This window comes from Pseudomonas sp. MB-090624 (assembly GCF_003205245.1).
Classification (GTDB): domain Bacteria; phylum Pseudomonadota; class Gammaproteobacteria; order Pseudomonadales; family Pseudomonadaceae; genus Aquipseudomonas; species Aquipseudomonas juntendi.
Map to the genome: position 1 here is coordinate 85,174 of NZ_QJRK01000005.1, position 20,061 is coordinate 105,234.

Genomic DNA, 20,061 nt, shown 5'->3' on the forward strand with positions numbered 1-20,061 from the left:
ATTGGTCCCTACCCTACGCCCGGTCATATATAATGAAAACCGTGCCCACATTATGGTTACGATAAGACTTCATGATGGTTAATCCGCAGTGGCTCCGATCCTTTGCAGTGCTGGCCGAACTTGGGAATTTCACTCGCACTGCAGAACATCTGAATTTGACCCAGGCCGCAGTGAGCCAGCACATCCAGAGCCTGGAAAAGCACTACGGCAGCCTCTTCGTTCGCCACCACCGGCATGTTGAGCTGACCCCTGCCGGGAGTGCCGTGTTGGACTACTTCAGAGAAATGGAACGAGCTGGCCGTGCACTCGATGCCCGCCTGAGTTCAGAAGACCAAGACGTAGGCGATATCAGCCTGGTGTCCCCCGGCAGTATAGGGCTGGCCTTGTATCCGCTCCTGCTGGATTATCAAGAAAACCATCCTGGCCTCATTATCCGCCACAGGTTCGCCCCCGACGCGGAGGTGCTCGATGCAGTACTGACCAATCGCTTTGAAATGGGAATCGTGACTCACAAGCCAGACAACATGAGGATCACAGCGCAGCGGTTTGGCGAGGAACCCCTGGAGTTGATATTGCCCACCACTACACCTTATGTTGGCTTCGAAACGCTTTCAGAACTCGGCTTCATCGACCACCCCGATGGGGTCGGAATGGCAACACGCCGGCTTAGCCGGAGATATCCAGACGCCGCCGGCATCCAAGCAATCAAGAAACGCGGCTTCAGTAATCAGGTGAGCCTCATTCTGGAGCCGGTTTCACGAGGTTTGGGCTTTACTGTGCTGCCAAGGTTCGCCAGGCGCGCCTTCCATGCACAGAATGCTTTGCAGGTGGTGGAGTGTGGGAACGCCGTTGTAGACACGCTCTGGCTCATTTACCGATCAGAGTGGCCGCTTTCGTCGAGAGCCAGGCGTGTCATTGATCAGATGCAGCAAAACCTGTATCTAGCCGTTGACCGCACGTGACCTTCACCCTGGGATTGGCGTGCTGGGCGATGTTACCTCGACCAGCCCACCCCACCCGCGCTGCTGAGCGCCATGCAAGCCTTCAAACCTTGACCGGCGCTCTGGTTTTCCAGAGTGACAGCAGCACGCCGCCAATCAGCAGGCCAATTGTAACGCTTAAAGAAATTTCAGCAGGCACCTTGCCAACGATATCGTGCAGGAATATTTTCGCGCCTATGAAAACCAGTACCAGGGCCAAGGCGTATTTGAGATAGGCGAAGCGGCTTATCATCGCAGCCAATGCAAAATACAGTGCGCGCAAACCGAGTATCGCGAAAATGTTCGACGTATAGACAATGAAGGGGTCCTGCGTGATGGCAAAGATCGCTGGAACACTGTCAACCGCGAACACCAAGTCGGCGCACTCAATCAGAATCAACGCGAGAAACAGCGGCGTCACCCATATTACCCGCCTGCCGGAGCCATCAGGTATACGCACCAGGAAATGCTGACCGTGCAACTCGTCAGTCACGCGTAGATGACTGCGCAGATACTTGACGAAGCGATTGTTTTCCAAGTCGGGCTCATGGTCCAGTCGAGCGAACAGCATTTTCACACCCGTGAATACCAGGAAGGCGCCGAAGCAGTAAAGAATCCAACTGAACTGTGTAATCAGCGCCGCGCCCAGGCCTATCATGATGGCCCTCAATACAATGACACCCATGATCCCCCAGAACAGCACTCGGTGCTGAAATTCTCTGGGAATGGCAAGAAAACTGAAAATGAGGGCAATAACGAACACGTTGTCCATGGACAACGACTTCTCGATCAGAAAGCCAGTCACATAGTCCATGCTTGCGTCGCTGCCTTTCTGAAAATAGACCCAGACTGCAAATAGCAGGCCCATGCTGATGTAGCCAGCAGACAGGAGCAGGCTTTCCTTGACACCGATTTCTCGATTCCCACGATGGAGAACCCCTAGGTCAAGCGCCAGCAGCGTCAACACGACAGCGAAAAATGAAAGCCACAGCCAGAGATCAGTGCCAAGCACGTCTTGGGAGAGATACGTATTAAGGGCAGACATGAGCCCCTCCTATATAGTCGTAGTTTAACAACTATGACTCCGACATGGCGGCTACTTACCGTCAGAGGGGCCCGGCGTCACACCATCAGATTTTATCCAGCGCGAAAATGTTGCAAGGGGGAAAATTTTGCTATTTGTTTCTTCTGTGACTTCAGTTTCCGAACGCCATGACAATGGCACTCAATACCAGACACAAGCTCGCCACGACCGTCAAACGTACCCGCATAGGCATATACCAGCCGGGCATGAAGTTGGCCAGTTTACGGTCTTGCCAAAAGTGCACGGTAAATCCTGAAGCCAGTACCCAACAGCCCCATGACACCGGTAACAACATGGCAACCCAGCCGATCAGGGCTGGCATGACACTCCACACAAGCCGCTGTTGTCGCTCAATAGCAGGCAAGGCTGGCAACGTCATCGCGAAACCCCAATGCAGGGCCCCGACAAAACTCAGTATCACGGCCCCATAGCCAACCAACGCTTCAGCCAGGTTATCTCGATACTCACCGCCAAAACAAACCAGCAGTGCCAGACCCAGAAATGGAAGCAAGCCACCGTAGCCCAGGATCGTAAAGCGGCTCGGAGATAACGTATCGAACACTGAACCCATGGGTGCGCCCTCCTCCACGACTCAAAACCAAACTTCAGGTGTGTCGGCCAATCAGCGTGAGGAATTCATGCCGCGTCGTTGGCGAGTCTCTGAATTCGCCTAGCATGACCGAGGAAATCATCACCGAGTTCTGCTTTTCCACACCACGCATCATCATGCACATGTGCTTGGCTTCGATGACCACCCCAACCCCTGCCGCATCGGTCACTTCCTGCATGGCACAGGCAATCTGCCTGGTCAGGTTTTCCTGGATCTGCAAACGGCGGGCAAACATGTCCACCAAGCGCGCTACTTTGGAAAGCCCTAGTACTCGCCCTGTTGGCAGGTACGCGACATGTGCCTTCCCAATAAACGGCAACATGTGGTGCTCGCATAACGAGTACAGTTCAATGTCGCGAACGACAACCATCTCGTCATTCTGGCTTTCGAACAGCGCCCCGTTGACGATCTCACCCAAGCTCTGGGTATAGCCATTGCATAGGTATTGCATCGCTTTGGCAGCACGCTGAGGCGTATCCAGGAGCCCTTCGCGCTGCGGGTTTTCACCCACGCCAACAAGGATTTCACGGTAGTGTTCGGCTAGCGAATGTGACATTTGGAGGCCTCACCTTTGCAACGTTGCCCGCCATCGGGATGGGGTAACCAGGCCAGACTTGGCCTCAAGCGACAGAACAATTTGTAAAGAACCGAAAGCACTGGACGCAACGGGCGCCACGCCAAGGGTGCTGCCCAAAAACCCAAACCGGCAGCACGCCAGGCCCACAGGGTCGCGTCCAAGCCGGTGACCCACTGCCCGTTCGCGAACCTTGCGTGCAAACAGGACCGTAGTTCCTCAATCGTCAGGCCCAGCGGTGTGGGATCGAACTCATCGCTGTCGATATCAACCAGGATGAGCTTTGCTGCCGTGCAACGCCTGCGCAGAAATGCGACCTCCCTGGCACACAATGGGCAGGCCCCGTCAAAGTAAAGCGTCAGAGGCCACTCGCAATACATGTACAAAACCTCATTCATGTACAGGTTTCTGTACAAGTTAGCTGAAGCAATAAAATACGCAATAGGCAAGGTGGTTGCGACGGCCGCAGAATGCCCTAACTTAGACACCCTTCGAGCGCCAGCGCATTTCCAAGCGCAGCACCCGAAGCCGTGTTGTCGAAGACGCACCATGTAGCCGCACCGGCAGCGTGGCTGCGCCGCAGCCGTGCAGCCAGCTGTTGCAGGTATTGTTGGGAATACTCGCTGCGGTAGATGCGCGGTTCGCCGTGCAGGCGCCAGTAGACCAAGCCTGGCCAGCCCGCGGGTTGTGCGTCGGCGCCAAAACGCGAAGGGCTCGCCGCCACTTGAGCGATATGCAAGTCGACCAGCATCGACTGCGCCGCTTGCCAACTGGCGTGCCTGGGTTCGACCGCCACCGGCCCGGCATGGCGCTGGCGCAGGCGTTCAAAGAAACGCCGGTCCCGGCCATCATCATGGGCCAGCGATGGCGGTAATTGTACGAGCAGGCAGCCAAGGCGGTCACCCAGGTGTTGGCATTGCCCAAGAAACGCATCAAGCGCTGCCTCAAAGCGTTCCAGTTGCAACTCGTGGGTGATGTGCTTGGGTAGCTTCACCGCAAAGCGGAAATCCGCTGGTACAGCGCAAGCCCAACGGGCATAGGTCGCCGGCAGGTGCGGCCGGTAGAACGAGCTGTTGATCTCGACGGCACCCAACCGCGCGGCGTAGCGCTGCAGGTGGCTGCCCTGCTGCGGGAACGCCTCGGCATACTGGCGCGGCAAGCTCCAGCCCGCGCATCCCACGTGGATCATCATGGCACTCCATGGATCGCCGTTGCTGTAATGGAGTCGCCAGGTGCACTTGTCGTTCCATGGACGCTACCCTCGGCGCGCTGGCTCACCTAGCGATCACTCAGCATGCCGCCGTGCGGTTTTTGAAATCCGATCGACCTATGGCGCCGTCAGGGCATCCCATGAAAAGACCGTCATATCAATCCAGTCACCCAGGAGACCCACTGCTCATGAATGACCGCCTGATAGCCCTGTTCACCGAGACTACCTTGTTCGGCATCTCCATACTCAATTGGCTGCTGGCCATGGTGGTGGCCATCGCGACTTTCCTGGTCGCCCGCGCCGCCATTAGCTTCCTGCTGCACCGCATCCGGCGCTGGGCCGAACACGACGGCGTGCTCAGCCATGTGCTGGCCAAGGTGCTGGCCGGCACCAGCAATTCCCTGCTACTGCTCGCGTCCTTGCTGGTAGGCCTGAGCATGCTCGACCTGCCCGAGCGCTGGCTGACACGGGTCAGCAGCCTGTGGTTCGTGGTCGCCGCCCTCCAAATCGGGCTGTGGGCCAACCGCGCCATCGGCCTGGGGCTGGATCGCTACTTCGCGGGTCAACGCACCGATGGTCTTACCCAGGCCAGCGCACTGGCCACCCTGTCGGCGTGGGGGGCGCGGGTGCTGCTGTGGTCGGTGGTGGTACTGGCGATGCTGTCCAACCTGGGCGTCAACATCACTGCGTTCGTCGCCAGCCTCGGCGTCGGCGGTATCGCCGTGGCGCTGGCCGTGCAGAACATACTCGGCGACCTGTTCGCCTCCCTGTCAATCGCCGTGGACAAACCCTTCGAGGTCGGCGACTTCATCGTCATTGGCCCGTTGGCGGGCACCGTTGAACATGTGGGCTTGAAAACCACACGCATCCGCAGCCTGGGTGGCGAGCAGATCGTCATGGCCAACGCCAGCATGATCAGCAGCACGATCCAGAACTACAAACGCCTGCAGGAACGCCGCATTGTGTTTGAGTTTGGCCTGTCCTACGACTCGCCCACCGAGGCAGTGAAAAAAGCCCCTGGCATCGTTGAGGAGGCTATCAAGGCGCAATCGCAGGTGCGCTTCGACCGTGCTCATTTGCGTGGTTTTGGCAAGGAAGCGTTGGAGTTCGAGTGCGTATACATCGTCCAGGACCCAGGCTACAACCTGTACATGGACATTCAGCAGGCGATCAACTTCCACCTGCTCGACCGCTTCTCCAAAGTGGGCGCCAAGTTCGCGGTACCGGTGCGGGCGATCAAGGTCACCGCATTGCCGCAAGAAGCCAACTTGTCGGTGCCAGCGCGCGAGGGCCTGGGCATCAGGGGCGCGTGAGCGCCCACCCCATTCGCCCCCCGTTGCGTGCGCGGGGTCCCAGCCGCCCCTTGAATCGCTTCGAACTTAGAGGCTCCCCAGTACTCGTAGCGTTTAGACACACTGAATGGCAAGGCGAGGTCGACATGAAGATGATCCATGGCACATCACATTTTCGGCCCTATACCTCTGCAGCGGGCGGCTGGGGGTCGGCCCACTCCGTGCTGAATATCCTTTGGCGCGAGCAGGCACTGATCAAAGGCACAACCGCCCTGCTCAAGCTGAACAAGCCCAAGGGTTTCGCCTGCGTGAGCTGTGCCTGGGCCAAGCCAGGCGATCCTCATGCCCTGGAATTTTGCGAGAATGGTGCCAAGGCCACGGCATGGGAATTGACGTCACGACGCACCTCGCCCGATTTCTTCAGGGCCCACTCCTTGACCGAGTTGCGCGGCTGGTCGGACTTCGAGCTGGAGCAGCATGGCCGGTTAACCCACCCAATGCGTTACGACAAGCACACTGATCGCTACCAGGTCGTGACCTGGGAGCAAGCCTATGAAGCCATCGGCGCGCAGTTGCGCGCGCTCAGCCCCGACGAAGTCGTTTTTTATGCATCAGGGCGCGCATCGCTGGAAACATCGTTCATCTACCAGTTGTTCGCCCGTGCCTATGGCACGAACAATCTTCCCGACAGTTCCAACATGTGCCACGAAAGCACCTCGGTTGGCCTGCAGGAAAGCATCGGGGTCCCGGTTGGCACGGTCTCACTGGCCGATTTCGAGCATACCGACTGCATTCTGTTCTTCGGGCAAAACGTAGGCAGCAACAGCCCGCGCATGCTTCACCCGCTTCAGGAGGTGCGCAAGCGCAACGTCCCGATCATCACCTTCAACCCGATCCGGGAACGTGGTCTGGAGCGCTTTGTAAACCCCCAGTCCCCCACTGAAATGCTCGGTCCGCAATCCACAGTCATCAGCACTCAATACCACCAAGTGGCCATCGGCGGTGACACCGCTGCCGTCATGGGGGTGGCCAAGGCGCTTCTGGAAATGGAGGAAAGGGCCAACAGCAACGGCGAGCCGCCAGTGCTCGATCACGATTTTCTCGCACAACATACGGACGGCCTGGGCCAGTTCATGGAACGTGTGCAGCAATACACATGGGCTGAACTGGAGCGACGGTCCGGCCTGAACCGAAGCGCGATGGAGGCCACGGCCACCGTTTATGCGCGCAGCGAGAAAGTGATGATCGTCTATGGCATGGGCATGACCCAGCATCGGCACGGGGTAGCCAACGTGCAGATGCTGGTCAATCTGCTATTGCTGCGCGGGAATATCGGTAAACCGGGGGCCGGTATCTGCCCGGTCAGAGGGCACTCGAACGTACAGGGCCAACGCACGGTAGGCATCACCGAGGACCCTGCGAAAGTACCCGGGGAGAAGATCGAGTCGCTGTTCGGCTTCAAGATTCCGGAGCACAAGGGCCTGGCGACGGTCGACACCTGCGAGGGCGTTCTCAATGGCAGTGTGAAGGGGTTCATCGGGCTTGGCGGTAACTTTCTGCGGGCCGTGCCCGATACCAGCCGGGTGGAGCCCGCCTGGGCCCAGCTCAGCCTCAGTGTACAGATCGCGACCAAGCTCAATCGCACCCACCTGGTCCCTGGTGAAAGCACCTGGCTGCTGCCCTGCCTGGGCAGGATCGAGATCGACCGGCAGCTTGGCATCGAACAAACCTATACCACTGAAGACAGCACCGGCTGCATCCGCGCCTGGCGCGGCCACGCCGAACCCGCAGGAGAGCAGCTGCGCTCGGAGTTGGCGATCATCGCAGAGTTGGCCCTGGCGACGCTGGGCGACACGGTCGACATTCCCTGGGCACACTGGAAGCACGACTATGCCCTGGTTCGTGAAGCCATCAGCAAGGTTTATCCAAGTATTTTCCATGACTTCGAGACGCGGATGTGGGAGCACGGCGGGTTCCATCGCCCGCTGGGCGTGTCACAGCGGCAATGGGCTACGCCTTCAGGGAAAGCGCAGTTCATTACCCCAGGCACGCTGGATGAAGACGACGACGTGCTGACGGGCGAAGCCGGCCGTGATGTCCTGCAACTGATGACGTTGCGCAGCAATGACCAGTTCAATACCACCGTGTACGGTTACGACGATCGTTTCAGGGGCGTAAAGGGCACGCGCAAAGTGGTGTTCCTCAACCGCAACGATATCGTCCGCCTGGGCTTCGTGCCGGGGGGCTGGGTTCGCTTGCGTACAGCTGTGGAACCGACGGTTCGCCGCGAGGCAGGCCCTTTTCAGATTATCGCCTATGACATACCGGTGGGCTGCGCCGCCGCTTACTACCCCGAGGCCAATGCGCTCGTGCCCCTGTGGCACTATGCCAAGCGAAGCAAAGTGCCCGCCGCGAAATCGGTGCCTGTCGTGCTCTTGCATGCTCGGCCCGATGCTGAAGATCTGGCACACGCCGTACCCACAACAGATCAGGTCGTGTAGCACGCTTGAAACCGGCCCCCAGTAGCCAGGGGGCTGAAACGATGGTCATCCGTGACCCGCTGCTGCTCACAACGAGCCTGACCATGCCTCAACCAGCAAGCTGACTGCCGCGACCGTTATCAAAGGACAATGTACTGGTTCCGGCTGCGTACCCCGGCATGCGGCCCCTCCACAAGGTGCACGAAACGCCCGCCCACCTGGTCGATGGGCAGGCAGTCATCGACATCCAGCACTGCATCGTTGTGTGCTTGCGACCAGTGCGCCATGGCCTGTTTCTTGCCTTTTGCCATGGCCTCCCGTTTGTCCCTGGCGACCACCAGCAGATAATCGTGCGCCTCGCCAAAGGCCTGGGCGTCGTACCCGCCCAGGTTGATGAAGTAGAGCCGCAGGGATTCAGGCGACGGCGCCAGCGGGCTGAGCTCGACGCGCCAGTTGTCAACCCCATCGACGGCCATCCAGGCATCGACGTGCACGCCTTTGGGGCTGCCAAACCAACCGTCCCGCAGTTGCGGGTATGCCTGCTCCAGCGTATCCGCGGCCGCAAACACAATGTCGTGAACCTCAATCTTTGCCTGGGGGTGTTTGCCCCCAAGCAGCACCACGAACAGCATCGGGTCATCCACCTTGGTAAAGTCCGCCGAGCGCCAGAAGTACCCCCGCAAGCGCGAGGCTCAGTTCAGGCGATAATGCTCTGCTATCGAGACGAACTCTAACCCACGACCTGCCTTGGCAGGAACCACCTGGGCAAGCGCCGGGCTCAACCTGCCGCTCACCACAGCGCGATTTGATAACCGATGATCAAGCGGTTCTCGTCCACGTCCGTCGTCAACCCGTTGCTTGAACGCAGCGTTGCATTCTTCCAACGCACGCTCACGTTCTTGAGTGGGCCGGATTGAACGACATAGAAAATATCGGTATCCCGTTCCCATTCATGACCATCAGTGACCCCCGCCTGCTCGACACTGCGGCCTTGTACATAGCGGGTCATGAAGTTCAGCCCTGGAATACCCATGGCCGCAAAGTTGTAGGTATACCTGAGCTGCCACGCCCGGGTGTTCTGCTTGGTGAAGGAGTTGGCAGTGACGAGGTTCATCGAATAAGGGTCGGTGCCTGCCAGGAACGGGAAGTTGCCGTCACCCGACAGTTTTTGCCAGCCGGCGCTGAAACCGTGGCCCTTCGTTTCGAGCGTGACCATGCCGTTGAGGAAATCATTGGCGATACCACCCACCACTGCGCGGCCGTCATCGTCACTGCGGAAATACCGCAGATCCGTCAGGAGCTTCGTCCCCGGGGCGATCTGCGCACTGTGTGTCAGGCCAACGAAATGTTGGGAGTAGGCGTCGTTCAACCGGCCGTAGTAATAGCTGACGGCGGCGGCATCGGTCACATTGTAGGAGCCACCTGCGAAGTCGAAATCACCCGCGCTGACGCCATTGTAGGCATAGGCCATTTTCTGATCGTTGGTGGAGTCTCGCAAGTTGACCCGGCTCAACTGGCCGGCAGTGAAATTCAACTTGTCGATATCTTTGGAGGTGATCATTGCACCGGTGTATCGCGTCGCCAGAAGTCTCGTGTCGTTGTAGAGAACGACCGGCAAACTCGGTTGCAGCGATCCCACCGACAACTGGGACTTGGCGAATCTCAGTTTTGCAGTCACCCCAGCTTCGGACCATTCGTTTTCCTTTTTGCCGTCGCTACCGAGAACGAGCAGGCCCGTGGTGCTGCCGGGTTGACCGCCATCGAGGCGCACCCCCATTTGCGCGATGGCTTCAAGGCCAAAGCCCACCGTGCCTTCGGTGAACCCCGAGTTCACCCGCAAGGTGAACCCCTGCCCCCAGTCCTGCATGGGGTCGGCACTACCGGCGTTGCGCAAGTCGCGGTTGACGTACATATTGCGCAGGTCAATCGTGCCGTGGCTGTCTTCGATGAAGTTTGCTCTGGCGCCGGGCGCATAGAGTGAAATTGCGCCCAAGCAGACGAACACTTTGGTTGTAACGTTCAAGGTCATTTTCATTGTTTTTATTATCGGAATACGGGTGACCGACTGGCAGAACGGCCAAGGAAATTAAGCGTCTGTGGTATTTCACCCAAGGCGACTAGCCCACCGACAAGCCAGAGCCTGATGCTAGCGAGGGCCTACACAGGGCGGTAGCCGATTAACGTAGGCACTATCCAATTCCGGCGGATTTATAACGGTCATCCGAGCAGGCGGCCCGTCTACGAGGCGGGTGCCACAAATCCGCTGGAATCGGATAGCGCGTGCCTTAATCGGCTAACGGCAGTGAGCCCGCATGGGTAGCCTATGAGCGTTCAGTCAGCCTCTTGCAGGCGCTGAACCTTGCGACCAATCACTACAACAATAAGAGCATCTTCATGAATTGCTTATCCTCTCTCGGCGCCCTCGCGCTGCTCGTTGCGGGTGTCAGCCAAGCCGTTGCGGCGCCTGCACCTACTGCGGCGCCCAAACAACCGAACATTCTGCTGGTGGTTGCCGATGACCTCGGCTTTTCCGACTTGTCCGCGCTGGGGAGTGAGATCCAGACGCCGAACCTGGACAGGTTGCTGGCTGATGGCCGCCTGATGCTCGACTTCCATGCCGCGCCCAGTTGCTCGCCAACCCGCGCCATGTTGATGTCGGGCAACGACCCGCACCTGGCCGGCCTGGGCATGATGGCGGAAGTCCACAAGCGCTTGCCAGCCGATGCCGTAGTGCGCCCTGGCTATGAAGGCGTACTCGGCACCAACGTTGCCACCCTTGCCGAGCTGCTGCACGACGCCGGCTACCGCACCTACATGGCTGGCAAATGGCACCTTGGAATGGAGCCTGCCCAGCAACCGCAAAATCGTGGTTTCGACCAGGCCTACGTGCTGTTGGAAGGCGGTGCCGCACATTTCAAGCAAGCCAACATGGGGCAGTTGCCCAATTACAGCACGACCTACCGGCACAATGGCGAGCCGGTCGAGCTACCTGACAACTTTTACTCCACAACCTGGTACACCGACCGCCTGATCGATGTCATCGACCAAGGCAAGGCCAGCAACAAGCCGTTCTTTGCCTTTGCTGCCTACACCGCACCGCATTGGCCGCTGCAGGCACCGGACCGCTACCTGGCACAGTACCGCGGGCGTTACGACCAAGGCTATGAAGTGATCGCCCATGAGCGCCTGGCGCGTCAACGCAAGGCAGGCTTGATCCCGGCTGACTTCCCGCTGCAGGCCCAACTGGAGGGCGTGCCGAGCTGGGCATCGCTGAGCGATGAGCAAAAGCGCCAGTCGGCACGCACCATGGAGGTCTATGCCGCCATGGTCTCGGCGCTCGACGCCGAAGTAGGTCGCCTGGTAGAACACCTTCGCAAGACCGGCGAGCTGGACAACACGCTGGTCATGTTCATGTCCGACAATGGGCCGGAGAACGCCACGCGCGTCGATGCCGATTGGATCAAGGCCAATTTCGACAATCGCCTCGATAACTATGGCCGCCCCAACTCGTTCCTGATGATTGGCTCAGCCTGGGCGCAAGTCAGCGCCCTGCCCAGCCGCCGTTACAAGATGACCACCTACCAGGGCGGTATCCGCGTGCCCGCGTTCGTCTATTACCCCGCTACGATCAAGGCCGGGCGCAGCGAGCAACTGGCCAGTGTCCGTGACATCATGCCGACGTTGCTGCAGTTGGCCGGCGCGCCGATGCCTGGCATCAAATACCGCGACCGCGATATCGTGCCGCCTCAGGGCACCTCGGCGCTGGACTACCTGCAAGGCAAAGACACGCGGATCCATGCCAGTGACGAAGCATTGGGCTGGGAAATCAACGGCAATGCTTCGTTGCGCAAAGGCCCGATGAAGTTGCTGTGGGATGCCACCGATGGCAAACCGACCTGGCACCTTTACGACTTGCGCAAGGACCCAGGTGAGCACAATGATATCGCTGCCAGCCAGCCTGAGCAGGTAGCGCAGATGCTGCGTGACTGGAAGGCCTACGCCCAGCGCAGCAACATCGCCATCGATGCCGAGGGGCGCCCAGTCAGCCCGGCCTTGGCCAAGCGGCCATGATTGCACGGGTTGCGGGCTTCGCGGCAATCGCCGCCAGCGTGTTCGCTGGCGCGTATGCTACGTGGCCTGAAGCGCCAGCGCCGGTCCTGTTGTGTACCGACTACGACGGCTTGCCTGCCCAACGCCAAGGACCGTGGCGCGAGGGTATGGTGCGCCTGCCGGGGGGCGAATTCAGCTTTGGTTCCGATCGCTTCTACGATGAAGAAGGCCCGCCGCACAAGGCGCAGGTGTCGCGCTTCTGGATAGACGTTCACCCGGTCACCAATGCGCAGTTCGCCCGTTTCGTGGAGGCTACGGGTTACGTAACCTACCCCGAGCGCGGGATCACGGCGAAAGACGCGGGCGACCTGCCCGCGCATCTGCGCGTGCCGGGTGCGATGGTGTTTCAGCAAGGGCCAGGGGTGCTCGAGCCGGGCTGGCAATTCGTGCCGGGCGCAAGCTGGCAGCACCCCCAGGGGCCAGCCAGCAGTGTGCAGGGTTTGGGCAACCACCCGGTTGTGCAAGTCACGCTGGCAGATGCTCAGGCCTACGCCCGCTGGGCCGGCCGCCAGCTGCCAACCGAAGCGCAACTGGAGTACGCCATGCGTGGCGGCCTGGACGATGCCGACTTCAGTTGGGGGCGCACCGAACTGCCTGATGGCAAGGTCATGGCCAATACCTGGCAGGGGCAGTTCCCTTACCGTAACACCGCGAAGGACGGCTTCACCGGCACCTCGCCCGTGGGTTGCTACCCTGCCAATGGCTTTGGTCTGTTCGATGCCGGGGGGAACGTCTGGGAACTGACGCGCAGCGGTTACCGGCCGGGCCACGACGCCCAGCGCGACGCCGAGCCGGACCCACCCGGCCCGGCCATCGCCGACAGTTACGACCCGGCCGACCCAGGGGTGCCGGTGGCGGTGATCAAAGGCGGGTCACACCTGTGCTCGGCAGACGTCTGCATGCGCTATCGGCCATCGGCACGCCAGCCGCAGCCGGTGTTCATGGCCACCTCCCACGTCGGCTTCAGAACGGTTCGGCGCTGAACGCTGGCACCGTTCGCGGCCCTGGCGGCGCGGTGAAAGGCCTTCACGGCTGCGCCACCAGCCGGTCGTACCAGGCAGCATAAGGGGTGTTGGTAGCCTTGTAGCGGTTGTAATCAGGGCTACCGTCATCCCACCACACCGGCCCACGCTCGCCTAATGCAACCTTGGCATCATTGACCGCTGCCCTGGCCCGCTTCAAAGCGGCTGCATCGTCGCAGGCTTTTGCCTGCTTCACGGCCCGCCGCGCCTCCATCAACGCGCCCACCAGGTGCTGGCGCGCTTCGTCTGCAAGCGCAGGGTTGCTGCAGCGCCAGAGCTGGCCGTTGACGACGAAATAGCGCCCGTCCGGCGTGCGTGGGTATTTGGCGCCGGTCTGCGACCGGCTCATTTACCCGCCCGCAAAAAATCAGCCCACTTGCGCACCAGATAATTATGCTCATCCATCACCGAGTTCCAGACCCTGATACGGCCCACACGCTCGGCGTAGGCGCCCCCTTCGCGTAGCTGCCCAGGCTCGATCAGCGGTTCGCCATCACTGCCCAGCAACTGCTCGCGGGCTGGCTTGCCCTCGTACCAGTAATCCCACTCAGCCGCCGACAGGTGATCTCGCGCGCGCAGTGGATTGGAAATGTAGAACCCTTGCCGGGCCATCATCGCGCCTGGCCAACCTGCCAACCACCAGTTCAGGTAGGCATAGGCCGCATCCTTCACCCCACCCTCAACGGCACGGGACAACGACAGGCCACCAAACCAGCCACGATAACCCTCCCTGGGCACGGCCTGGCGGTACTGAATGCCTTCGCGGTGCAGCTGCATCAAGGCAGGCGACCAGACACTCTCGATGTGCACCTTGGGGCCCAGCATCAGCTTGCCTGCGTCGCGGTCAGCAGACCAGAACGCGGCGAAATGGCCTTGGCGCTGGAGCTTGATGAGCACTGCCGCAAGCTGGTCGATCTCGTCCAGGCGCAGGTTCGCGATCACATCGAACGTGGCCAACCCCTTGGCCTGCACCGCCAGTGCCGCGTCCAGCGCCCCGATGGCTGCATCGCTCTGCAACGCCACATGCCCACACCAGTTGGGGTCAACCAACCAGGACCAGCTCTCGTTCTCGATACCGAACCCCGGCGGCAGAAGGTCCGGCCTGTAGGCAAAGCTGTCCGCGTTGTGGGTCAGCGGCAGCATGCTGATCCAGTCTGTCGGGCGGTTGGCCAGGGTCCGGTCATGCTGAACATACAGCCGGTCGCAGGGCAGGCTGCCGCCGGCCAGCTCATCCCCAGCGTGCAGCCGGCCCCGCTTGGGCAGGTCGTTGATCTCGTCCCACAAGGCGACCCGGCGGATGTCGATGGGCTGGATGGCGCCGGCCGGCCATACAAAATCCATGCTATGGAACCATTGGTCGTACAGGTCATAGCGTTCAGGGTGCATCAACGCAATGCGTTGAACCGTCTGCACGTCGTGGATCTGGTACTCGATGCGAATGCCCAGTTCTTTTTCCGCGCGCAAGCGAATGGGCTCCAGCAGCGTGACCGATGTGCCCAATACCCGCAACGTGACCGGGCCATTCATGCCGCACGCCCCAGGCGCTGCAAAAAAGCCTGGAACGAGCGGCGCAGCAGCTGGGTATCCAGATCGCGCACGATGATCACCAGGCGCGAGCGCCGCGCCTGCCCTGGCCACTGGCGAAGATGCACAGGCGGATGCAGGCAGTGCTGTACGCCGTGAATGACGATAGGTTGTTCAGCATCGATCACATTCAAGATCCCTTTGACCCGCAGAATTCGGTCTCCGTGGCATCTTAGCAGCATCGACAACCAAACCCCGAAGGCAAGCCAGTCCAGCGGTGTGTCGTACTCCAGTGCACACACCTGGGCGCCGCCGTGGTGCGGCTGCCGGGTGGGCGCAAACAGCAGCCACCTGGCGACCTCCTCATCGGGCTCCAGGCTTCTCAGCCCCTCGCCCAGAAGCTGCTCATCGCCCTGCCCGACCGTGCTCGCCAACGCGATGGATGCCGTTGGGTTGAGGGCTTGCAAGTGTGCCAGCAACGGGTCGAGCACCGCAGCGCTTACCAGGTCTGCCTTGCTCACCAGCAGCCGATCGGCAGCCGTGACCTGGCCCAGCCACTCGGGGTGAATCCGCTCCTGAAGCATGGCGTGCTGGGCGTCGACCACCGTCACCATCAGGCCCACGTGATAGCGGCCGCGCAGTTGTGGGTCTCGCTGCAGCGTGGCAAGAATGGGCGCGGGGTCGGCCAGGCCTGTGGTTTCCAGGAGCACGCGGCGAAAAGCCGGAACCTCCCCGCGCGCACGCTTGCCGTGAAGGTCGATCAGCGCTTGCTTCAGATCCCCCCTTACCGAACAGCAGACACATCCACTCGGCAGCAACACCGTGTCGGGGGCAACTTCCTGCACCAGCACGTCATCGATCCCCACCTCCCCATACTCGTTGATGAGCACCGCCGTATCGCCCATGTCGGCATTGGCCAGCACTCGCTTGAGCAAGGTGGTTTTGCCACTGCCCAGAAAACCCGTCAGCACATTGATCTGCAGGCTCATGCCGACGCCTCCAGGTGATCGAGGATTCGCGGATCCAGGGGGTCAAGGGTGCGCCCCAGTATGCTTTCGGCGGTCTGCCAGAGCTGATCCAGGCCCGCGGCAACACCTTGCTTGCCGGTAGGGCCTTGCACCAGATACGACGCACCCTGCACGTCACTGACCTTGAGCCTGAAGGGTGCTACCACCTGATTGATCGCGGCGATGCGCCGCAAGCGCTCGCGGCGGCCGGGAAGGCTCGTGTCCAGCGGGTCGCTCCAGTGGGCGTCCTCACCGATCAGGCCGCAAAGTCCACACATGGCTCACCTCAAGGCATTACATCGCCGGAATTGGGGTTAAGGGTTTGCCCGACGAACAGGTTGCCGCCAGGCTCGCTCGCCAACAGCACGGCGATCGGTGCCACTTCTTCAGCCTTGCCGAAGCGGCCCAACGGCAGCTCCTTGGCCTTGGCAACCTTCCACGCCTGGCTGATCCCCTCCACCAGCGGGGTTTCAATCGGCCCTGGCGCCACGCAGTTGACCAGTACGTTGTCCTTGCTCACCTCCAGTGCCAGCGACTTGCTGAAACCGATCACGCCGGCTTTGGCTGCCGCATAGTGCGCCAGTTGTGCACCGCCCTTGATCCCCAGCTGGGAGGCGATGTTGATGATGCGCCCCCACTGCTGCGCCAGCATGTACGGCAGCGCGCGCTGGCTTGCGACGAACACGCTGGTCAGGTCCACCCGCAGCATTTCATCCCACATTTCCTGGGTCAGGTCCACGCAGGGGGCCTGGGTCAGCATGCCGGCATTGTTGACCAGCACGTCGATGCCCCCCAGCGCTGCCACGCAAGCATCTACACCGGCTTGCGCACCCTCCCGGCTGCCCACATCAGCGACAGATTCGATCACCTGCGCGCCGCGGTCGCGGCATTGGTTCGCGACCAGCGCCAGGCGCTGGGGGTCGCGGTCACACAACACGAGCAGCGCGCCCGCATCGGCGTAGGCATGGGCGATGGCCGCGCCGATGCCACTCCCTGCGCCGGTGATGACGGCGCGGCGGTTCTGCAATGGTTTCATGCTTGTTCTCCTCGCGGCCGCAAGGCGAGCTTGCGGCGCAGCAATTTCCTATTCAGGCCAGCGCACCGTAAGGCCGCCATCGATCACGATGCTCTGGCCGGTGATGTAGCTCGACGCAGGGCCGGTCAGGAAGCAGACCAGGTCGGCAACCTCGCTGGCGCGCCCTACGCGCCCCAACGGGATCGCCTTGCCCGCCTTGGCCAGGCCGTCGGCGCCCAGCGAATTTTTGCTGTCCAGCGATTGCGGGGTTTCGATCAGGCCGGGAATGATGGTGTTGCAACGGATGCCCCTGGGGGCAAATTCCACCGCCAGGGAGCGGCACAACCCGGGCACCCCAGCCTTGGCCGCTGCGTAATGCGCGTGGTCCTGCCAGCCATACACGCCACCGGCAATCGACGAAATGGCCACCAGTGCGCCGCCTTCCCCGATGTGGCGGCTTGCGCTTCGGAAGGTGCGCATCACACCGGTAAGGTCGACGTTGAGCATTTCATTCCATTGCTCGTCAGACATTTCCAGCAGCGGCGCCCGGCGCAAAAGCCCGGCGTTGGCCACGGCATAATCGAGCCGACCGAAGCGCTCGACTGCCGCGGCGGCGATAGCATCCAGTGACGCGCTGTCGGTAACGTCCATCGCCATCATCGAACATTTGCCGCCGGCCTGGGCGACCAACTGCTCCGTTTCAGCGGGGTCATGCGGGTCGGCGGGCAGGTAGCCGCCCATCACCCGCACACCCATCCGGGCGTACGCGACGGCGACCGCCTGGCCAATGCCACTGGCAGCCCCAGTGACCAACGCTACGGGTCGAGACATGTGTGCAACTCCTGGTTATTTGACTGAAAGAGGTTCGACATGCCGGGCGGCAAGCATGATCAAGCCCGACAGGAAGCAAGGCAGCGCGCCGAACCAGAGCGCCGCGCTGTGCCATTCACCGCCAGTGGACAACACGCTGGTAATCCCCAGCCCGGCGACGATGGCGCCGATCGGCCCCATGGCATGCACGATGGCGCCGCCTGTGGCACGGATACTGGTGGGGAAGCTCTCGCCCATGAAAAACAACATGGCGGAGTAAGGGCCGGTCAGGAAGAACAGGCCAAGGCTGTAGAAAGCGATGACCGTGACCAGGTCGCTGGGGCCCTGGATCATGGCGAAGAACGCCAGGCCGCCACACATCCAGCCCAGCGCTACGGTATTGCGCCGGCCAATCCGGTCACCCAGCCAACCGTGAACCAGGTAGCCGATGAAGCCCACCAGGTTGGACAACACCAGGATCCACAAGGAGTTCTCGAACGACAGCTTGTGAACACTCACGATCACCGAGGTGCCCAGCACGCTGAACACCTGGATAGCCGACCAGTTAAGCAGGATCGCCAGGCTCAAGACCACGGTCGGTCGCAGGGCCGCCCCACGGAAAGCAGCAGCAACACCGGCTTTGGCGTGCTCGTCGTAGTCGACGTTGTACTCGCGCGCCAGGCTGCGCGCGGCAGGTTCGTCGCCCGCTTTGCGCAATTGGTGGATGCGCTGATGCACCTGGAACTGGGGGCTTTCCTTGAGCTTGCGCGCCAGGATGGCAACTACCAGCGCAGGTACAGCGGCGAAGATGAAGCAACCCTGCCAGCCAATGTGCGGCAGCAACAATGCCGTCAGGCCTGCTGCGATCAACGCCCCAACCGGCCAGCCGCTTTGTACCAGGCTGTAGACGAAGCCGCGGCGCTTGATCAGTTTCGGGTCGGTCGACGCTGCGTACACCTCGGTCAGGTAGGTAGCGTTGACCCCTTCCTCGGCGTAACCCAGCCCTGCCACCGAACGCACGGCAATCAACGGCCCCTTGCCCATGCCGGCACACACCGCTGTCAGCGCAGAGCACAGTGCGGTGCCGCCAATGGTGAAGATGATCCCGCCACGGCGCCCGATCTTGTCCACCAGCGGCCCGACAATGAAGGCCACGACAGCGCCGCCGACCGCTACCCACGTGGCAATTTCCGCCTGTTCAGCTTCACTCCAGGTGAAATGCCCGCCCATGACCGGCAGCAGGGTGCCGAACAAGATGAAATCGTAAACTGCAAAAACCCAGGCGAAGAAAGCAATCCAGGTTGCGTATCTGACATCTCTGGATTCCAGCTGTACCGGTTTCCAGGTACCAGGCTCGGTCACAGGAGCCGTGGTGGTGGCTTGCGTAGTGGTCATATCGGCGCTTCTCTTGTTTTGGATCCGCTTGAAAACGTGCTAACCGAAGCAGTGGCTCAACGCTTGCGCGGTTGGCGCCGGATAAAGTCGTCGGCGATTTCGTCCATGGTGACGAACTTCACACCTGGGTGGCTTTTCATGTGCTCGATAAGCCGCTCGAGCATGAGCAGCACCTGAGGCCGGCCGGACACATCGGGGTGAATGGTGATGGGGAATACCGCGTAGTCATTCTCCCGGTAGACCCAGTCGAACTGATCACGCCACATCTCTTCAAGGTGGCGCGGGTTGACGAAGCCGTGGCTGTTGGGCGATTTCTTGATGAACATCATCGGCGGCAAGTCATCGAGGTACCAGTTGGCCGGGATCTCGACCAGATCGGTCTCTTCACCGCGCACCAAGGGCTTCATCCAGGTATCGGGGTGCTGGCTGTAATCGATTTTGCTCCAGCTGTCCTTCACTCGAACGTAGTAAGGGTGGAAATCGTTGTGCATCAGGCTGTGGTCGTACTTGATGCCCTTCTTCAGCAGCAGTTCGTTGGTAACGTTGCTGAACTCCCACCACGGCGCCACATAGCCCGTGGGCCGCTTGCCGGCCAACCGGGTGATGATTTCAATCGACTTGTCCAGAACGATTTCTTCCTGTTCCGGCGTCATCGCGATCGGGTTCTCATGGCTGTACCCATGAATGCCCACTTCATGCCCCGCTTCAACCACCGCCTTCATCTGCTCGGGGAAAGTCTCCACCGAATGGCCCGGGATGAACCAGGTTGTGCGCAGGTCATATTGCTTGAACAGCTTGAGAAGGCGCGGCGCGCCCACTTCGCCGGCAAACAGACCGCGCGAGATATCGTCGGGCGAGTCCTCACCCCCGTAGGAGCCCAGCCAACCGGCTACCGCGTCCACGTCAACGCCAATCGATACAAAAATTTCTTTTGTCATTATCTCGACC

The 20,061-nt window shown here is 60.8% G+C and carries 20 protein-coding genes; 5 read left to right on the plus strand and 15 right to left on the minus strand.

Features of this window, described 5'->3' with window-relative positions:
- The first annotated feature begins 71 nt into the window (after positions 1 to 71).
- The gene (locus tag DMX12_RS04115) at positions 72 to 962 is read left to right on the plus strand and encodes a LysR family transcriptional regulator (protein ID WP_110676406.1); all 891 of its coding nucleotides are present in this window, start codon (positions 72 to 74) and stop codon (positions 960 to 962) included.
- An 82-nt stretch (positions 963 to 1,044) separates the two neighbouring features.
- Here the strand turns inward: DMX12_RS04115 and DMX12_RS04120 are convergent, their stop codons facing one another.
- The 5 genes from DMX12_RS04120 to DMX12_RS04140 form a co-directional block, all read right to left on the minus strand.
- On the minus strand, positions 1,045 to 2,025 hold the full coding sequence (locus tag DMX12_RS04120) for a TerC family protein (protein WP_110676408.1): 981 nt from the start codon (positions 2,023 to 2,025) through the stop codon (positions 1,045 to 1,047).
- A 151-nt stretch (positions 2,026 to 2,176) separates the two neighbouring features.
- Entirely contained in the window at positions 2,177 to 2,635 is a 459-nt protein-coding gene (locus DMX12_RS04125) for a DUF3429 domain-containing protein (protein ID WP_110676410.1), read from the minus strand.
- A gap of 34 nt (positions 2,636 to 2,669) precedes the next feature.
- Positions 2,670 to 3,230 carry a GTP cyclohydrolase I FolE gene (gene folE, locus DMX12_RS04130; RefSeq protein ID WP_009684855.1) on the minus strand — a complete coding sequence of 187 codons (561 nt, stop codon included), beginning with the start codon at positions 3,228 to 3,230 and terminating at the stop codon, positions 2,670 to 2,672.
- A complete protein-coding gene (locus tag DMX12_RS04135) occupies positions 3,215 to 3,628 on the minus strand; it encodes a thiol-disulfide oxidoreductase DCC family protein (RefSeq protein ID WP_033690796.1) in 414 nt (137 codons plus the stop codon). The genes folE and DMX12_RS04135 overlap by 16 nt, the downstream gene beginning before the upstream one ends.
- A 95-nt stretch (positions 3,629 to 3,723) precedes the next feature.
- On the minus strand, positions 3,724 to 4,437 hold the full coding sequence (locus DMX12_RS04140) for a DUF72 domain-containing protein (protein WP_110676412.1): 714 nt from the start codon (positions 4,435 to 4,437) through the stop codon (positions 3,724 to 3,726).
- 209 nt (positions 4,438 to 4,646) lie between these two features.
- On the opposite strand from DMX12_RS04140, the gene DMX12_RS04145 reads away from it, so the two are divergent.
- Together DMX12_RS04145 and DMX12_RS04150 are read left to right on the plus strand one after the other, a co-directional pair.
- Positions 4,647 to 5,771 carry a mechanosensitive ion channel family protein gene (locus tag DMX12_RS04145; RefSeq protein WP_110676414.1) on the plus strand — a complete coding sequence of 375 codons (1,125 nt, stop codon included), beginning with the start codon at positions 4,647 to 4,649 and terminating at the stop codon, positions 5,769 to 5,771.
- A gap of 125 nt (positions 5,772 to 5,896) precedes the next feature.
- A complete protein-coding gene (locus tag DMX12_RS04150) occupies positions 5,897 to 8,251 on the plus strand; it encodes an FdhF/YdeP family oxidoreductase (RefSeq protein ID WP_110676416.1) in 2,355 nt (784 codons plus the stop codon).
- A gap of 119 nt (positions 8,252 to 8,370) precedes the next feature.
- On the opposite strand, the gene DMX12_RS04155 is transcribed toward DMX12_RS04150, so the two are convergent.
- Positions 8,371 to 8,862 carry a DUF1543 domain-containing protein gene (locus DMX12_RS04155; protein WP_054911546.1) on the minus strand — a complete coding sequence of 164 codons (492 nt, stop codon included), beginning with the start codon at positions 8,860 to 8,862 and terminating at the stop codon, positions 8,371 to 8,373.
- A 158-nt stretch (positions 8,863 to 9,020) separates the two neighbouring features.
- Positions 9,021 to 10,259, minus strand: a complete 1,239-nt coding sequence (locus tag DMX12_RS04160) for an OprD family porin (protein WP_110676418.1) — start codon at positions 10,257 to 10,259, stop codon at positions 9,021 to 9,023.
- Between the two features lie 365 nt (positions 10,260 to 10,624).
- Between DMX12_RS04160 and DMX12_RS04165 the strand changes: the two genes are divergently transcribed.
- Positions 10,625 to 12,301: an arylsulfatase gene (locus DMX12_RS04165; RefSeq protein ID WP_054911548.1), complete on the plus strand. Its 1,677-nt coding sequence runs from the start codon at positions 10,625 to 10,627 to the stop codon at positions 12,299 to 12,301.
- Complete coding sequence (locus DMX12_RS04170; RefSeq protein WP_110676420.1) at positions 12,298 to 13,323, plus strand: formylglycine-generating enzyme family protein; 1,026 nt, start codon at positions 12,298 to 12,300, stop codon at positions 13,321 to 13,323. The genes DMX12_RS04165 and DMX12_RS04170 overlap by 4 nt, the downstream gene beginning before the upstream one ends.
- 43 nt (positions 13,324 to 13,366) lie before the next feature.
- On the opposite strand, the gene DMX12_RS04175 is transcribed toward DMX12_RS04170, so the two are convergent.
- Genes DMX12_RS04175 through DMX12_RS04210 form a run of 8 tightly spaced genes read right to left on the minus strand, consistent with a single transcriptional unit; the run spans position 13,367 to position 20,051 of the window.
- Complete coding sequence (locus tag DMX12_RS04175) at positions 13,367 to 13,711, minus strand: hypothetical protein (protein WP_009684848.1); 345 nt, start codon at positions 13,709 to 13,711, stop codon at positions 13,367 to 13,369.
- Positions 13,708 to 14,889, minus strand: a complete 1,182-nt coding sequence (locus DMX12_RS04180; RefSeq protein ID WP_110676422.1) for a PotD/PotF family extracellular solute-binding protein — start codon at positions 14,887 to 14,889, stop codon at positions 13,708 to 13,710. Before DMX12_RS04180 ends, DMX12_RS04175 begins: the two co-directional genes overlap by 4 nt.
- On the minus strand, positions 14,886 to 15,875 hold the full coding sequence (locus DMX12_RS04185) for a GTP-binding protein (RefSeq protein WP_047149573.1): 990 nt from the start codon (positions 15,873 to 15,875) through the stop codon (positions 14,886 to 14,888). The genes DMX12_RS04180 and DMX12_RS04185 overlap by 4 nt, the downstream gene beginning before the upstream one ends.
- Positions 15,872 to 16,171 carry a hypothetical protein gene (locus DMX12_RS04190; protein ID WP_110676424.1) on the minus strand — a complete coding sequence of 100 codons (300 nt, stop codon included), beginning with the start codon at positions 16,169 to 16,171 and terminating at the stop codon, positions 15,872 to 15,874. The genes DMX12_RS04185 and DMX12_RS04190 overlap by 4 nt, the downstream gene beginning before the upstream one ends.
- 8 nt (positions 16,172 to 16,179) lie before the next feature.
- Positions 16,180 to 16,929 (minus strand): SDR family NAD(P)-dependent oxidoreductase, encoded by a 750-nt coding sequence (locus DMX12_RS04195; protein WP_054911553.1) that lies wholly within the window; start codon positions 16,927 to 16,929, stop codon positions 16,180 to 16,182.
- A 48-nt stretch (positions 16,930 to 16,977) separates the two neighbouring features.
- Complete coding sequence (locus tag DMX12_RS04200) at positions 16,978 to 17,739, minus strand: SDR family NAD(P)-dependent oxidoreductase (protein WP_110676426.1); 762 nt, start codon at positions 17,737 to 17,739, stop codon at positions 16,978 to 16,980.
- Positions 17,740 to 17,754: 15 nt separating this feature from the next.
- Positions 17,755 to 19,113 carry an MFS transporter gene (locus tag DMX12_RS04205; RefSeq protein WP_054911555.1) on the minus strand — a complete coding sequence of 453 codons (1,359 nt, stop codon included), beginning with the start codon at positions 19,111 to 19,113 and terminating at the stop codon, positions 17,755 to 17,757.
- A gap of 56 nt (positions 19,114 to 19,169) precedes the next feature.
- Entirely contained in the window at positions 19,170 to 20,051 is an 882-nt protein-coding gene (locus DMX12_RS04210) for a polysaccharide deacetylase (protein WP_009684840.1), read from the minus strand.
- Positions 20,052 to 20,061: the final 10 nt, after the last annotated feature.

What these genes read in the sequence shown, in the direction of transcription:
- DMX12_RS04115 (WP_110676406.1), top strand. Translation starts at nt 72, where the DNA reads ATGATGGTTAATCCGCAGTGGCTCCGATCCTTTGCAGTGCTGGCCGAA.
- DMX12_RS04120 (WP_110676408.1), bottom strand. Translation starts at nt 2,025, where the DNA reads ATGTCTGCCCTTAATACGTATCTCTCCCAAGACGTGCTTGGCACTGAT.
- DMX12_RS04125 (WP_110676410.1), bottom strand. Translation starts at nt 2,635, where the DNA reads ATGGGTTCAGTGTTCGATACGTTATCTCCGAGCCGCTTTACGATCCTG.
- folE (WP_009684855.1), bottom strand. Translation starts at nt 3,230, where the DNA reads ATGTCACATTCGCTAGCCGAACACTACCGTGAAATCCTTGTTGGCGTG.
- DMX12_RS04135 (WP_033690796.1), bottom strand. Translation starts at nt 3,628, where the DNA reads ATGTATTGCGAGTGGCCTCTGACGCTTTACTTTGACGGGGCCTGCCCA.
- DMX12_RS04140 (WP_110676412.1), bottom strand. Translation starts at nt 4,437, where the DNA reads ATGATCCACGTGGGATGCGCGGGCTGGAGCTTGCCGCGCCAGTATGCC.
- DMX12_RS04145 (WP_110676414.1), top strand. Translation starts at nt 4,647, where the DNA reads ATGAATGACCGCCTGATAGCCCTGTTCACCGAGACTACCTTGTTCGGC.
- DMX12_RS04150 (WP_110676416.1), top strand. Translation starts at nt 5,897, where the DNA reads ATGAAGATGATCCATGGCACATCACATTTTCGGCCCTATACCTCTGCA.
- DMX12_RS04155 (WP_054911546.1), bottom strand. Translation starts at nt 8,862, where the DNA reads ATGCTGTTCGTGGTGCTGCTTGGGGGCAAACACCCCCAGGCAAAGATT.
- DMX12_RS04160 (WP_110676418.1), bottom strand. Translation starts at nt 10,259, where the DNA reads ATGACCTTGAACGTTACAACCAAAGTGTTCGTCTGCTTGGGCGCAATT.
- DMX12_RS04165 (WP_054911548.1), top strand. Translation starts at nt 10,625, where the DNA reads ATGAATTGCTTATCCTCTCTCGGCGCCCTCGCGCTGCTCGTTGCGGGT.
- DMX12_RS04170 (WP_110676420.1), top strand. Translation starts at nt 12,298, where the DNA reads ATGATTGCACGGGTTGCGGGCTTCGCGGCAATCGCCGCCAGCGTGTTC.
- DMX12_RS04175 (WP_009684848.1), bottom strand. Translation starts at nt 13,711, where the DNA reads ATGAGCCGGTCGCAGACCGGCGCCAAATACCCACGCACGCCGGACGGG.
- DMX12_RS04180 (WP_110676422.1), bottom strand. Translation starts at nt 14,889, where the DNA reads ATGAATGGCCCGGTCACGTTGCGGGTATTGGGCACATCGGTCACGCTG.
- DMX12_RS04185 (WP_047149573.1), bottom strand. Translation starts at nt 15,875, where the DNA reads ATGAGCCTGCAGATCAATGTGCTGACGGGTTTTCTGGGCAGTGGCAAA.
- DMX12_RS04190 (WP_110676424.1), bottom strand. Translation starts at nt 16,171, where the DNA reads ATGTGTGGACTTTGCGGCCTGATCGGTGAGGACGCCCACTGGAGCGAC.
- DMX12_RS04195 (WP_054911553.1), bottom strand. Translation starts at nt 16,929, where the DNA reads ATGAAACCATTGCAGAACCGCCGCGCCGTCATCACCGGCGCAGGGAGT.
- DMX12_RS04200 (WP_110676426.1), bottom strand. Translation starts at nt 17,739, where the DNA reads ATGTCTCGACCCGTAGCGTTGGTCACTGGGGCTGCCAGTGGCATTGGC.
- DMX12_RS04205 (WP_054911555.1), bottom strand. Translation starts at nt 19,113, where the DNA reads ATGACCACTACGCAAGCCACCACCACGGCTCCTGTGACCGAGCCTGGT.
- DMX12_RS04210 (WP_009684840.1), bottom strand. Translation starts at nt 20,051, where the DNA reads ATGACAAAAGAAATTTTTGTATCGATTGGCGTTGACGTGGACGCGGTA.